General features: G+C 65.5%; 13 protein-coding genes. 7 read left to right on the top strand and 6 right to left on the bottom strand.

Annotated elements, in window-relative coordinates:
• Positions 1-171: 171 nt before the first annotated feature.
• Entirely contained in the window at positions 172-786 is a 615-nt protein-coding gene (locus FJ974_RS21535; RefSeq protein ID WP_140539078.1) for a TetR/AcrR family transcriptional regulator, read from the top strand.
• 36 nt (positions 787-822) lie between these two features.
• Here the strand turns inward: FJ974_RS21535 and FJ974_RS21530 are convergent, their stop codons facing one another.
• Positions 823-1,542: a dihydrofolate reductase family protein gene (locus tag FJ974_RS21530; protein WP_140539077.1), complete on the bottom strand. Its 720-nt coding sequence runs from the start codon at positions 1,540-1,542 to the stop codon at positions 823-825.
• A gap of 145 nt (positions 1,543-1,687) precedes the next feature.
• On the opposite strand from FJ974_RS21530, the gene FJ974_RS21525 reads away from it, so the two are divergent.
• Positions 1,688-2,518, top strand: coding sequence for an aldo/keto reductase (locus FJ974_RS21525; protein ID WP_140539076.1), 831 nt, complete (start codon positions 1,688-1,690; stop codon positions 2,516-2,518).
• Positions 2,519-2,543: 25 nt separating this feature from the next.
• Here the strand turns inward: FJ974_RS21525 and FJ974_RS21520 are convergent, their stop codons facing one another.
• Positions 2,544-2,843, bottom strand: a complete 300-nt coding sequence (locus FJ974_RS21520; protein WP_140539075.1) for a hypothetical protein — start codon at positions 2,841-2,843, stop codon at positions 2,544-2,546.
• A 127-nt stretch (positions 2,844-2,970) separates the two neighbouring features.
• On the opposite strand from FJ974_RS21520, the gene FJ974_RS21515 reads away from it, so the two are divergent.
• Both FJ974_RS21515 and FJ974_RS21510 read left to right on the top strand, forming a co-directional pair.
• A complete protein-coding gene (locus tag FJ974_RS21515; protein ID WP_140539074.1) occupies positions 2,971-3,867 on the top strand; it encodes a VOC family protein in 897 nt (298 codons plus the stop codon).
• A gap of 39 nt (positions 3,868-3,906) precedes the next feature.
• Positions 3,907-4,509 carry a sulfotransferase family protein gene (locus FJ974_RS21510; RefSeq protein WP_140539073.1) on the top strand — a complete coding sequence of 201 codons (603 nt, stop codon included), beginning with the start codon at positions 3,907-3,909 and terminating at the stop codon, positions 4,507-4,509.
• Positions 4,510-4,537: 28 nt separating this feature from the next.
• Here FJ974_RS21510 and FJ974_RS21505 read toward each other — a convergent pair whose 3' ends face one another.
• On the bottom strand, positions 4,538-5,200 hold the full coding sequence (locus FJ974_RS21505) for a DUF2270 domain-containing protein (protein ID WP_226891330.1): 663 nt from the start codon (positions 5,198-5,200) through the stop codon (positions 4,538-4,540).
• A gap of 218 nt (positions 5,201-5,418) precedes the next feature.
• Positions 5,419-5,931, bottom strand: a complete 513-nt coding sequence (locus FJ974_RS30435) for a hypothetical protein (RefSeq protein ID WP_413468318.1) — start codon at positions 5,929-5,931, stop codon at positions 5,419-5,421.
• Here FJ974_RS30435 and FJ974_RS21495 point away from each other — a divergent pair.
• The gene (locus tag FJ974_RS21495) at positions 5,915-8,113 is read left to right on the top strand and encodes a cation:proton antiporter (RefSeq protein WP_226891329.1); all 2,199 of its coding nucleotides are present in this window, start codon (positions 5,915-5,917) and stop codon (positions 8,111-8,113) included. The genes FJ974_RS30435 and FJ974_RS21495 overlap by 17 nt on opposite strands.
• Before the next feature lie 158 nt (positions 8,114-8,271).
• On the opposite strand, the gene FJ974_RS21490 is transcribed toward FJ974_RS21495, so the two are convergent.
• On the bottom strand, positions 8,272-9,483 hold the full coding sequence (locus FJ974_RS21490) for an MFS transporter (protein ID WP_140539070.1): 1,212 nt from the start codon (positions 9,481-9,483) through the stop codon (positions 8,272-8,274).
• A gap of 231 nt (positions 9,484-9,714) precedes the next feature.
• Here FJ974_RS21490 and FJ974_RS21485 point away from each other — a divergent pair, with 231 nt between their 5' ends.
• Positions 9,715-10,920: an integrase core domain-containing protein gene (locus tag FJ974_RS21485; protein WP_140539330.1), complete on the top strand. Its 1,206-nt coding sequence runs from the start codon at positions 9,715-9,717 to the stop codon at positions 10,918-10,920.
• Positions 10,921-11,143: 223 nt separating this feature from the next.
• Positions 11,144-11,563 (top strand): VOC family protein, encoded by a 420-nt coding sequence (locus FJ974_RS21480; protein ID WP_140539169.1) that lies wholly within the window; start codon positions 11,144-11,146, stop codon positions 11,561-11,563.
• 50 nt (positions 11,564-11,613) lie between these two features.
• On the opposite strand, the gene FJ974_RS21475 is transcribed toward FJ974_RS21480, so the two are convergent.
• Complete coding sequence (locus FJ974_RS21475) at positions 11,614-12,198, bottom strand: DUF922 domain-containing Zn-dependent protease (RefSeq protein ID WP_140539170.1); 585 nt, start codon at positions 12,196-12,198, stop codon at positions 11,614-11,616.
• Positions 12,199-12,262 lie beyond the last annotated feature (64 nt).

Raw genomic sequence — 12,262 nt, 5'->3', positions numbered from 1 at the left:
ATTCTCCAGCGGGACGGGGAGGCTTTGGCCTTTAAGCTCTCAGCACGTGACATACCGGCTCCCCTGGTTATATGATAAGACTACTCCACTAAAACGGAGGCGCCTCCGTTTATTTACGTGGGGGCTGACCCGGTCGGGTTCAAGCCCCATATTGCGTGGGTGGAGAAAAAATTGACGTTCGAACCGACCGCCGACGAGAAGCGCGACGCGCCAGCGCAAAAGCCGCTGCGCGCCGATGCGCAACGCAACCGCGACCGGCTGGTCGAGGTTGCGGCGGCGGCTTTCACGAAAGACGGCGTCGACGCCTCGCTGGAAGAAATCGCAAAAAGGGCAGGGGTCGGCATCGGCACGCTCTACCGGCACTTCCCGACCCGCGAGCATCTGGTCGAGGTGGTCTATCGACGCGAGGTGGAGGGGCTCTGCCACGCGGCGGAAGAACTTGCCCGCGATCATCCGGCCGATGTCGCGCTGGAACTGTGGATGCAGCGCTTCGTCGATTACATCGCAACCAAGCGCGGGCTGGCCACCAGCCTGCGGCTGCTGCTCACCACCAACTCGACGCTGTTCTCCGACACCTCCGGCCGCGTCTCGAATGCGCTGCGGGGGCTGGTCGAACAGGCAGCCGCCTCAGGCGCGATCCGCGCCGACGTCGACGCCTCCGACGTGCTGCATGCGCTGGGCGGCATCTACTCCGCCCCCAACACGCCCGACTGGCGCGACCGCTCCGGCCGGCTGGTCAAGCTCTTGATGGATGGCTTGCGCTTCGGGGCGAAGAAGGCCGGGTGAGCCGTCCGTTGGCCAGGCATGCCAAAATGTTCTGTCTCACGCCGCGGGCGCCGCCTCCACCGCATAGTGCAGCCACACCACGCCGCCCTCCAGCGTCTCCGTCGCGAAATGCCGTAGCGCTTTTCCAGCCGCCGGTCGGTCATCGGCGGGGCCTAAAAACTCGAAGATGCTCGGCACGCCGGCCAGCCCGTCGATGCCGGGATAGACGAGCAGGCTGATCTCGTCGATCAGCCCGGCTTTTAGAAAGGCGCCATTGGTGATGCCGCCGCCTTCCAGCAGGATGGTTCTGATACCGAAGGCCTCGCCGAGCACTTCCATGGCATGGTGCAGGTCGGTCCCGTCGGCGCCGGCAAACAGGTAGGAGACGCCGTCCGCGCGCAGCTCGGCCAGGTAGTCGTCGGAAACCTGTTGGCCGAGGACGGCGATGATGTGGTCGCCGCCTGCATTGTCCCGTCCGTAGTGCAGTCGGCCATGCGGATCGATGCCGACGGCAACATCGCGGCCCTTGCGGTCGGCAACGTAGGTGTCGCGCAGATTATCCGGAATGATTGCGGAGGCCCGCGTGGTCCCCTTGGCAAAATCCTGCATGGACTTGCGGCCGACCATCCAGCCATCGGCATCGAGCCGCGCCGCCACCGCTTCATAATGGCGATGCTCCCAGCCGGGCGCGATGCCGGCGGCGGGCGGCGTCCAGCGACCGGGAAGCAGGCGCCCGTCGATCGAGCTGACCATGTGGCATATGATTTTGGGACGCATGCCGAACTCCCTTCAACAGAGCTTCGAAGTATTAGTGCCGCCCGCCCGCCTGCACCACCAAAACATTCCCGCCGTCATCAACTGGCATTGCCGAAAGCGCAGCCTAGATAGGGCGGGGCAAAACACCGTTGCAGAAGGACTGACCATGCCTGAACAGATTGCATTGAACGACGGCTCCGCCATTCCCCAGATAGGCCTCGGCGTCTGGCAGGTCGACCCCGGCATCACCGCCAGGGTCGTGCGCTGGGGGATCGAGGCCGGCTACCGGCTGATCGACACCGCCGAGGGCTATCGCAACGAGGAAGGGGTGGGCGAAGCGATCCGCGCGGCGGGCGTGCCGCGCGGCGAACTGTTCATCACCTCAAAACTGCGCAATGGCGCCCATCAGCGCGACGCCGCGTTGCGCGCCTTCGACGACACGATGGAAAAGCTCGGTATCGATCGGATCGACCTGTTCCTCATCCATTGGCCAGTGCCCAGCCAGAACCAATATGTCGAGGCGTGGAAGACGCTGGTCGAGCTGAAAGAGGCCGGCCGGATCAAATCGGTCGGCGTGTCGAATTTCAACCAGGATCATCTGGAACGCATCATCGGCGAGACCGGCGTGACGCCGGTCGTCAACCAGATTGAGCTGCATCCGCGCTTCCAGCAGCGCGACAAGCGCGACTTTCACGCCAGGCATGACATCCGCATCGAAAGCTGGAGCCCGCTGGGCAGCGGACGGCTGCTTAGTGACCCGACGCTGGACGCCATCGCCAAAAAGCACGGCAAGTCGGTGGCGCAGGTGATCATCCGCTGGCACCTGCGGCAAGGGCTGATCGTCATCCCGAAATCGATCCACCAGGACCGCATCGCGGGAAATTTCGACGTCTTCGGTTTCGAGCTGGATGCGCAGGATATGGAGACCATCCGCGGCATGGATTCACGCGACGGGCGGACGGGACCGGACCCGGCCACGGCGGCGTTTTTGTTCTGACGCTCCCACGAGGGGAGAAGGGGCGCTAAATCCCTTCTCCATCGACCAGCGGCACGTCGTCGCCTTCCCACGGGGTGGGCATCGCCCCGCGTCCGGCGGACGGCAGCGGCATCCAGCATCTGAGCTCAGGATCGGCATATTCGACGATACGGCCGGGCGAAGAGTCAGAGGCCCGCCAGCCTTCCTCGCCGAACTGGTCGGCGCGCGACCAATAGGCCATGTCGACCTCGGCCGGTCCCTGCTCGGACGAGCGCACCGTGACCAGAATACGGCTGCCGTCCCTCGGCGCGCTCGCCATGTTGCGCCAGCGATCGGGCTCGTCCATGAAATCTCCTCCTGGCCATGCGGCTTGTCCCGGATAGTCGCCTTCCATCCGAAGGCGGTCAACCCGAACTTGACGCGAGACAGCCACATCATTCACAGGTCTATCGGCTTCGCTTGGGTCGTCGACAATGAGCAAAGGATTGCTGGCCACCGCCACACGCCTTGGACCGGTTCATCTGCGGGTGATCGACAGCACGGCGGCCTTGGCAACCTGGTGTGACGCCGTCGGGCTTACCTTGCTGGGTGAGGACGGTTCCACAGCCGAACTCGGCGTCGACGGCAAGCCGCTGATCGTGCTGCACGGCGGAGCGAATGGCCCTTTGCCGCAGAAGGCGCGCGACCTCTTTCACGTCGCGATCCATGTCACCAGCCGCCGCGACCTTGCCCACGCCGCCGCCCGCCTCGAGGCGTCGGGCCTGAGATACGGCGCCCAGGATCACCTTGTCTCGGAATCTCTTTATGTGTCGGACCCTTCCGGCAACGGCATCGAAATCTGTTTTGATACGCCCGAACGCCTTGCGCGGCAGGAACAAACGGAAGGCCGCGTCGCGCTGATCGCCACGGACGGCAGCGCACATTCCGGGCTCGAACCGCTGGATCTTGTCGCCTTGTCGCGCTGGTTGGGCGACTCCGGCCGTGTCGAGCCCCGCCTGCCGGCGGATACCTTCATCGGCCACATCCATATGCGCGCCCGCTCACCCGAGGCGCTTATGGACTTCTATCTGGGCACCCTCGGCTTCAACCCGCACATCCAGTCGAGAGCCTTCGGCATGTTCGACTGCGGCACCGACCAGCGCCCGCATATGATTGCATTCAACATCTGGGCCCGCGACGAATTGCAGGAGCCGCCGCCGGGTGCTGCCGGCCTCCATCATTTCACGGTCGAGATCGCTTCGGAGGATGAGCTAGCCGCTGTGGCACAAAGGCTCGACGCCGCCAACGTGCAGGCGAAAAAGGCCGGTGGCGCGATTGAAGCCGCCGATCCGGAGGGCAATCGCTTGCGGCTCGCTGTCCTGGGAGGTTGACCGTCGGCTTCGAGCTCACAAGGAAGAAGTGGGGAAAAAATGACTCTCGCGGTGATAGGGACTGGCTTCGGCCGGACCGGCACGGACTCGATGCGCGAGGCGCTGACGAAGCTCGGCTTCGGCCCTTGCCATCACATGTCGGAGGTCATGGCGCATGAGGAGCAGAAGCGGCTCTGGCGGGCGCTCGCCAGGGGTGTCGCGCCGGATTGGGATCGGCTCTTTGCCGGTTATAAATCCTGCGTCGACTGGCCCTCCGTGCACTACTGGCGCGAACTGATCGAAGCCTACCCCCAGGCGCGCGTCATCCTCACCTGGCGCTCGCCCGAAAGCTGGTGGGAGAGTTTCCAAAAGACCATCCTGCCGGCGATCATTGACAGCCAGGATCAGGAGTCGTTGGGCATCGCCCTTGTCTCAAAGCAGGTCTTCGACGGCCGCCCGCATGACCGTGCGCATGCGATTGCCGTTTACGAGGCCAATGTCGAGGCGGTGCTGAAGACCGTGCCGCCCAAGCGCCTTCTGATCCACAAGCTCGGCGACGGCTGGGAGCCGCTCTGCGCCCATCTCGGCGTCCCAGTGCCAGCCGAGCCTTACCCAAACCGCAACAATGCCAGGGAATTCCAATCGGCGCTTTTAAAGCGATAGCGGCCAACTTCAGGGCAAGGCCTGCTGCTCACACATGCACGTCACCGAAGGCAAGCTCGCCGTCGTCGGAACGCAGAAGGAAGGCGGCAGCGAGCAGAGCGAGATAGAAGACCACGACACCGCACACCACCACGACGCCGGGCAGGGGGCCCAGCGTCGCCACCCTAAAAGTGTCGACGAGCGACGCGCTGAAGCCGATCGGCGAGCCGTCGCGCTGCAGGCTTGGCGTGGTGATCTTCAGCACCCAGGCCAGCAGCAGGATCGTGTACATGAAGATGTAGTTGCGCCGCAGCCGCCTGATCAGCGCCGCGCGTTGCGAGATCAGGAACCGCGGGGCGCGCAGGCCCTCGCCGAGGATGGCCAGCCAGTTGGAGGCGAAATCCGGCTGTGGCGAGAATATCTGGGCGAAGTAGTAGCGCTCGAACTGGCGCACCCTGGCGCGGTAGACGTCGAAGAAGCGGTAACGCCGCGCCTCGATCCACAACAGAAGCGTGATCAAAAGCATGGCGAAGAGCAGCACGCCGTGATGGGCGCTGGGCGTCGACAGCGATACCGACAGCATCGCGGCCACAACCGTGATCGCCCAGTTGCTGGTGCGGTCGATCCTGTCGCGCCAGCCGGCCATGCGGGCGATCTCGGCGCGATGGAAATGCGACATCGTCGCTGCGAATTCGGATGAAGTGAGCTTCATCGCGAACGTATCCGACGCGCGTGGCGCCGCTGCCGCCTCGGCGGGCTTTATGGTCTGAGCCTGCGACATCCCCTGCCACCCGACGGGCAATGGCCGGCCAAAGGACCGGCCATCGCCCGGAAACCACAACGCGCGGCCGGCTGGAACGTTCCCGCCGTTCGCGCTGGCCCGCTGTTTGGAACAGGCGGGCTTTGGTATTGCTGCTTGGTATTGGCCCGTTACTTGGTGTTGGCGAGCGGGACCCAGCCCTGCCTGGTGGATCCCGGAAATTCCACCACCTCGCCCAAAGGGCGGGCGTATTGGGCGGCGGCCACCGCCTCGATCAAAAGGTCGAGCGCCGCAAGCGTGGTGCGGCTGGTTTGGTCATCACCTCTGAGATAGTGGCAGGCGCGCTCCAGATGCAGGTGCGCGGCGGCAAAGTCGCTTTTCATCAGCTTCTCCTTATTGCCCGCCACGGCGCGAAGATGCGCGACTCGACTTACCGGCAGGCAAACTTCGACGGCCGCATTTGAATCGAATTGTCTTGGCGCCGACGGGCGCGGCCGGAGCCTCGTTTTCCGTGCAACCGATGCGGGCGCAAAACCGTTATCGCCAGGCAAAATCGGGGGGTGCAAGCTCTTGTCCTTCATGCTCAATCGGCGCTGGTCGGTCGCCACTGCGGCGGCAGCGTTGTCGCTGATGCCGGTTGTGGCCTGGGCGGCAGAAAAAACCGGCATGTCGAGCGAAGGCATCTTCGTTCTCGAAATCATCCTGCTGCTTCTGGTCGGCCGCGGCATTGGCGAATTGCTCGAGCGCCTCGGCCAACCGGCGGTAATGGGTCAGCTCATCGGCGGCATTCTGCTCGGCCCCTCGCTGCTCGGCTGGCTGTGGCCGGACGCCGAGCGCGTGGTCTTTGCAGGTGACGCCGCGCAAAAGTCGATGATCAACGCGATCGCCCAGTTCGGCGTGCTGATGCTGCTCCTGCTGACCGGCATGGAGACCGATCTCAGACTGGTGCGCCGCGTCGGCCGCGCCTGCTTTTCCATCTCCGCAGCGGGCGTGGCGGTGCCTTTCGCGCTCGGCTTCGTGGCGGCGCAGTTCATGCCGGCCTCGCTGCTGGCCGAAGGCAGCGAGCGCATCGTCGCCGGCCTCTTCCTCGGCACGGCGCTGTCGATCTCCTCGGTCAAGATAGTCGCCATGGTGGTGCGCGAGATGAATTTCATGCGCCGCGACCTCGGCCAGATCATCGTCTCCTCGGCCATCATCGAGGACACGATCGGCTGGGTCATCATCGCCATCACCATCGGCATCGCCACTAAGGGCCGCATCGAACTTAGCAGCCTGGTCTTCACGCTCGCCGGCGTCGCCGTCTTCATGGCGTTCTCCTTCACGCTCGGCCGCCGCATCGTCTTCGACGCCATCCGCTGGACCAACGATACGTTCCGCTCGGAATATGCCGTCGTCACCGTCATCCTCGCCATCATGGGCGCCATGGCGCTGATTACCGACCTGATCGGCGTCCACACCGTGCTCGGCGCCTTCGTCGCCGGCATCCTGGTCGGCGAGTCGCCGATCCTCTCGCGCCATATCGAGGGGCAGCTGCGTGGGGTCATCACCGCGCTGTTCATGCCGGTGTTCTTCGGCGTCGCCGGTCTCTCGGCCGACCTCACTGTGCTTGCCGACCCGCAGCTGGCGCTGCTTACCGTGGCGCTGGTGGCGATCGCCAGCCTCGGCAAATTCGGCGGCGCCTTCATCGGAGCCGAGCTTTCCGGCATGAGCCGTGCCGAGGCGATCGCGGTCGGCAGCGGCATGAATGCGCGCGGCTCGACCGAGGTCATCGTCGCCTCGATCGGCCTGTCGATGAGCGTGCTCTCGCACAACCTCTTCACCATGATCGTCACCATGGCCGTCATCACCACTTTGGCCATGCCGCCGATGCTGCGCTGGGCGCTCGGCCGCCTGCCGATCGGCGAGAACGAGAAGATCAGGCTGGAGCGCGAGGAGGTCGACCAGCGCGGCTTCGTCGCCAATCTGGAGCGGCTTCTGGTGGTGGTCGACGAAGGCGTCGTCGGCCGCTTCGCCGCCTACCTTGCCGGCGTGATCGGCGCCGGCAAGCCGACCACGGTGCTGCATACCCATGGCGAGAGCGAGGCCGAGCCCGATGACGCGTCGCATCTGAAGGAGATCGAGAAGGGCGCTGAGGAGGGACGCGAGGCGGCAAAAAGGATCGACGAGGAACCGGCCCGCGAGGCGCCCGTCACCCGCCGCCGTCAGGACTTGCCGCTCTCGGCGGAGGCGGTCGCCAAAGAGGCCCGCAAGGGCTACGGCATGCTCTTGATCGGGCTCGGCCGCTCGGTGACCTCGAAGGGCGGCTTCTCGCACCGCTTGAACGAGATCGCCGGCGCCTTCGACGGTCCGCTATGCCTGGTGCTGAAGCCGGCAGGCGCGGGCCGCCAGATGCCGAGGCTCGGCCCCGAGTCGGGCCGGATCCTGGTGCCGGTCAACGGCACGTCGGTCGCACGCCGTGGCGCCGAGCTGGCGCTGGCGATCGCCGCTGTCACCGGCGCGCCTGTCAAGATGCTCTATGTTGCGCGCGCCGTCCGCGATGAGCCGCGCGACACCGTCTCGCATCGCCGCAGGGAGGCTTTGCTGAAGGACATCGTCGCGCTTGCCGACCGCTATGGCGTCGAGATCGAGACTGCCATCCGCTCAAGGGCCGCCGCCGCCGATGCCATCGCCCGCCAGGCCGGCAGGAGCGTGGCGTTGATCGTCATGGGCGTGGCGCGGCGGCCGGGCGACGAGCTCATCTTCGGCGAGACGACGACAAGTGTGCTGCAGCGCTGCCCAGGCCCGGTGGTGCTGATCTCCGACGCACGCCTGCGCCGCGATGACGAGGAGAGGGAGGCGCTGCGGTCAGGGACAGGGACGGGGTAGGCGATCTCCCTCGAGGGGGGAGATGGCCGGCAGGCCAGAGGGGGTCGGTTCGATCGGGCTCGCCGTCCTGCGGCAGATCAAAGGTTCGCGCTCTACGCGAAGCGACCCCCTCTGTCGCCTTCGGCGACATCTCCCCCTCAAGGAGGGAGATTTCGGCCTCAAGCCACCTGCAACCGCTGCCGGCTCGGTTGCGGCGGGAAGGCGATCGCGATGCCGGCGGCACCCAGGCCGACCAGCGCCGAGCCGATGAACAGCCAGGAATAGCTGGCATAGGCGTCGTAGATCATGCCGCCGGCCAGCGGCCCGAACGACATGCCGAGGCTGGACAGCATGGTGGCGGCGCCGAACACCGTGCCGATGATGCGGGGTCCGAAATATTCGCGCGCCAGCACCGCGTAGAGCGGCATGACGCCTCCGTAGGTGGCGCCGAAGATGATGGCGAGCACATAGAACTGCTCGAGCTGGCCCACCGCGAGATAGGCGGCGATCACCGCGGCCTGGATGGCAAGGCCGGTGATCAGCACCGGCTTGACGCCGAAACGGTCGCCGGCGACGCCGTAAAGCAGGCGCCCGCCGAGGCCGGCAAGCCCCTCGACGCTGTAGATCGACACGGCGGCCATCGGCGCCACGCCGCAGGCCATCGCATAGCTGACCATATGGAAGATCGGCCCGGAATGCGCCGCGCAGCAGGCGAAGAAGGTGAGGCCGAGCACCAGAAATTGCGGCGAGCGCAGCGCCTGGCCGACGCTCCAGCCGGGATCGTCGGCAGCAGGCGCGGGCGGACTGCCATCGGCGGCCGCGCTTGCTGCCGGCGGCTGGCGCACCAGCAAGACGGCGGGCAGAAGCAGCACCCAGGCCATGATGCCGATGTCGAACATCGCGGTGCGCCAGTCATAGGCCGAGATCAGCCAGCGCGCGAAGGGCGAAATCGTCATCGGCGCCACGCCCATGCCGGCCGAGACCAGCGACACCGCAAGGCTGCGGTTGGTGTCGAACCATGCGGTGGTGAGCGCGATCATCGGCGCGAAGAAGGCGCTGGCCGCAAGTCCTACGATGATGCCGTAGCTCAGCTGGAAGACCAGCAGCGAACCGGCATGGCTTGCCACCACGAGCGCGAGGCCGAGAAGCACCGCGCCGGCAAGGACGACGGGCCGGGCGCCGACCCGGTCATAGATGGCGCCCCAGGCAAAGCCGCCGAGGCCCATCACCAAAAAATTCAGCGTCATGGCGCTGGAAATGCCGGCGCGCGACCAATTGGTGTCGAGCGACATCGGCTCGAGAAAGATCGCCAGCGAAAACATCGCGCCGAGCGCCACACAAGTCATCAGCGCGCCGGCCGCGACGATGACCCAACGATAGGAAAGCTTCATGGTTTTCTCCCATGCCATAAGGCACCTGTTTGACGTCCGAAGGACGCTCGCGGCGACGCCGATCCTACAATCCGGTTGCATTTTTTATCCAGATTTTTTGGAGGGGTGCGCGCGCCTGATCTCCCCCCTTGAGGGGGAGATGGCCGCGAAGCTGTCCGAACCGGATAGATAGGTAACAGAATGGACCGATTAGATGGGTGACAGTTTTCTTGTCCGCCGGGAGGACCGGCGATGGTTTGGCGAGAGACTGGGCTCATGGATGAGCGGCTTCGTTTTGTTGCGGAATGCCTATCTGGCGAGGAGACGATGACGCAGCTTTGTGCTGCCTTCGAGATCTCGCGCAAGACCGGTTACAAATGGCTTGGACGTTACCGGGCGTTCGGGCCGGAAGGCCTGCACGACCAGCCGCGGGCGCCGCTCGAGCACGGCCGTGCCACGGCAGCGGAGCTGGTGGAGCGGATCGTGGCGCAGAAGGAAGCGCATCCGCTGTGGGGGCCGAAGAAGATCATGGCCCGGCTGAAGCGGGCGGAGCCCAGCTGCAGCTGGCCGGCGGTGTCGACAGCCGGCGAGATTCTGAAGCGGCATGGCCTTGTCGGGCGTCGGCGCGCGCGCTGGAGAGCGGCGGGCAACGGTCCATGGCCGGAGCCTGAGGCGGCGAACGCGCTGTGGACGGGAGATCACAAGGGCTGGTTCCGGACCGGCGACGGCTGGCGCTGCGAGCCGCTGACGGTGATGGATGGGGCGTGCCGCTACCTGTTGGCGCTGGCGGCGATCGGCTCGACGTCGGAGGGTGAAGCCTGGCCGGTGTTTGAACGGACATTCGAGGAGCATGGCCTGCCGGATCGGTTCAGAAGCGACAATGGGGCGCCGTTCGCGTCAGCCGGCGTCACCGGGCTGACGCCGCTTGCGGTGCGCTTCATCAAGCTCGGTATCGTGCTGGAGCGCATTCAGCCGGGCAAACCGCAGCAGAACGGATGCCATGAGCGCTTCCACCTGACCATGCTGCCGCTGGCCAAGGCGCCGGAGGCCGACAGGGCCGCCCAGGCTCGGGCTTTCGAGGCTTTCCGGCGCGAGTATAACGAGGAGCGCCCGCACGAGGCGCTGGGTATGGACACGCCGGCACAGCATTACCGCCCCTCGACCCGCGCCATGCCGAAGACGACACCAGAGCCGGACTATCCGGCCGAAGCTGCGGTGCGCAGCGTGCGCCAAAACGGCGAGATCAAGTGGAACGGCGACTTCATCTACGTCTCAAAAGCGCTGGCCGGTGAAGCGATTGCCGCAACCGAGACCGAGAATGGGGAATGGGCACTCCACTTCTATGCCCATCCGCTCGGCTTCATTGACGGCCGACACAAGAAACTGGTCCGCCGCAGTGCCGTTCAACCCCGACCAGACGGCACTGCGGCGGACAGCAACTCAGGGAGAAAACTGTAACCCATGTATCCGGTTCAAAGTGTTACCCATCTATCGGCTGGACAAAGCGGTCAGAGGGGGTCGGTCCGACCGGGCTCGGCGTCCTGCGGCAGATGAAGGTTGGCGCTCCACGCGAGGCGACCCCCTTTCGGCGACATCTCCCCCTCGAGGGGGGAGACAAGGCGCCCGCATTGACCAAGTCCCCGCCACCTCTAAATTGACCTTTCAACCAGGAGGACACCCCATGGAACTCTATCGCGGCCGGCTCATCGACCACCTCCAGCTGGTGGTGCGGGACCTTAAGGCGAGCCGGCGCTTCTATGGCGCGCTGTTCGAGGTGCTGGTTATTCCGGTCGGCGGCGAGGCCGAGGATTATTTCTGGGCCGACGAGCTGTTCGTCTCCAGCATAGATAGCCGCACGGCGCGCGGCGTGCTGACCGGGCGCCACCATCTCGCCTTCCAGGCCAAGGACCGCGCCATGGTCGATGCTTTCTACAGGGCCGGGCTGGCGGCGGGCGGCAAGGACAATGGTGCGCCCGGCGAGCGTCCCTACCACCCCGGCTACTACGCCGCCTTCCTGCTCGACCCCGATGGCAACAACATCGAGGCGGTGTTTCACGGCGAGGCGAAGCGGAGCGCCGCCGCGGTGGAGATCAGTTTTTGAGAGCTGACGCCGGCACCTATCTCCCCCACAAGGAAGGAGATAAAGCGCGCCTATCCCCCGCTCAGAAACGCTGCGATCAGTTTCAGCATGTTACCGTCGCGGCCGAACTCGACCTTGTCGAAGTCGCGGCTCGCCTGGCGCTGCGCCAGCGAGAGTTCGGCAAGCCGTCTCGTCAAGTCGGTCCTGATCTTGCTGCAGCCGGGGTCGTCGGCCACGGTCAGCCCGATGCTCGTCGCTTCGATCTTGCGCACCATGTCGACGATGCTGTCGCCGTGCACCTTTTCATGCGCGGTCAGGCCGGCGGCGAACGCATCCCAGCGCGCCTGCACGGCAGCGGGAAGTTTTGCGGCCGGCTTCGGCAGCGTGTAGGTGATGATGAGCTTCGGCCGCGCCGTCTTCAGCACGCAGGCGCCGCCCTCGGGCCGGTAGTCCCTCTGCCAGGTCAACTTGAAATTGGTATGGGCAATGACGCGGCCCTTGCCGAGCAGAGGACCGGCCTCGCCGATCGCATCATAGAGCTCGCGCGCCGTCTCGCCCGGGACGGCATAAGTCTCGACCTTCTCGACCGGCTTCCAGTCGGCGAGGGCGGGCGCGGGCAGCAGGAGAGCGACGACCAGCGTGACAAGTGATTTCATGGCGGCGCTTTCGTGGTGTTCGACCGATATGCTCCACTAGCGGATTTCCCGTCGCGCCGGAACC

The sequence above is a fragment of the Mesorhizobium sp. B1-1-8 genome, from assembly GCF_006442795.2.
Taxonomy (GTDB): domain Bacteria; phylum Pseudomonadota; class Alphaproteobacteria; order Rhizobiales; family Rhizobiaceae; genus Mesorhizobium.
The sequence above is the reverse complement of the archived record's forward strand: the minus strand, read 5'-3'. Positions and strand labels throughout refer to the sequence as shown.